Genomic DNA, 1,415 nt, shown 5'->3' on the forward strand with positions numbered 1-1,415 from the left:
GCCGCGACAGGATCCGCCGCGCGGCCCCGGCTGCGGCGCATGACGGCCCGCACGCGGGCGTGCAGCACGTCCATCCCGCAGGGTTTGACCAGATAGTCATCCGCGCCAAGGTCCAGCGCGCGGATGGAATCCTGTTCCTCCCCCCGCGCGGTCAGCATGATGACGGGCAGGTGGCGCGTGGCGGTGGCCGTGCGCACCTGCGGCACAGATCCACCCCCGACAGGCCCGGCATCATCCAGTCCAGCAGCACGAGGTCGGGCTTCCATTCCGCCACTTCGCGCAGCGCGTCCACGCCATTATCCACCGGCATGACGGCGTGACCCGCGGCCTCGAGATTATAGACCAGCATGACGGACAGGGCGGCGTCATCTTCCGCCACAAGGATACGGAGCGGCTGGTCACCCTGCACGGATGTCAGTTCCCCTGTCCCGAAAACCCGCCGCGCGGCCGGACGACGGGCAGGATTTCGCCCGTGGCGGTATAATAGACACGCTCGGCGATGTTGGTGGCGTGATCGCCAATGCGCTCAAGGTTCTTGGCGATGAACAGCAGGTGCGTGCATGGCCCGATATTGCGCGGGTCTTCCATCATATAGGTGACCAGTTCGCGGAACATGGCGTTGTACAGTTCGTCCACCGCCGTATCGGACTGCCAGACTTCCCGCGCAAGATCGGCGTTGCGCTGGCTCATGGCGTCGATGGCGCGGCGCAGGTTGTCCTGCACCAGCCGCCCCATGCCCCGCAGCCCGCTGACCGAAACGCGCGACGCCAGAAGTTCCGCCCGCAGCGAACGCCGCGCGATGGAGGCGGCGCAGTCGCCAATGCGTTCCATGTCGCCCGTGATCTTGAGCGCGGACACCACTTCACGCAGATCCCCCGCCACCGGGGAGCGCAGGGCGAGGATGCGGATGACCATGGCCTCCACATCGCGTTCCAGCGTATCCACCTGCGGGTCAAGGTCGGAGGCGATACCGGCGGCGTTCTCGTCACGGTCGGCGATGGCGGCCACGGCCTGCGATGTCTGCCGTTCCACCAGCCCGCCCATGCGCGCCATCATGGAACGCAGATGCTCCAGTTCCTGTTCGTAGCTGCGTACGATGTGTGCCGATTCCTGTCCCACCCGTAAACCTTCCCGCCTGCCCGCACAATTATACGGGATGTGCCGATAACAGGGCTTACGATATGCCTTGTGCGTATATTATAGCGGTCGCCGATTTGTTCAAGCGATGTCATGCCCGGCATGGGATGGCACAGTATAATGAAATAAAAAGATTTTTTTCAGGAACATTCAATGCCGCGCATGCCCTGCCCCCCCGTCGCGCCCGATGGCGGCATCTTTTCATACCGGCACATGCTTACGGCGGCGCTGGGCGCGATGCTGGGGCTGGGGCCGGGCATGGCGGCGGGCAATGACAA

1 protein-coding gene and 1 pseudogene are annotated in these 1,415 nt (G+C 64.6%); both read right to left on the bottom strand.

Going from position 1 to position 1,415, the window contains the following annotated elements:
• Positions 1-349 (bottom strand): annotated as a pseudogene (locus JCM25156_RS25565) (response regulator); the annotation flags it as partial.
• Positions 350-414: 65 nt separating this feature from the next.
• Entirely contained in the window at positions 415-1,119 is a 705-nt protein-coding gene (gene phoU, locus JCM25156_RS16575) for a phosphate signaling complex protein PhoU (protein ID WP_025813991.1), read from the bottom strand.
• Positions 1,120-1,415: the final 296 nt, after the last annotated feature.

The sequence above is a fragment of the Komagataeibacter kakiaceti JCM 25156 genome (assembly GCF_000613305.1).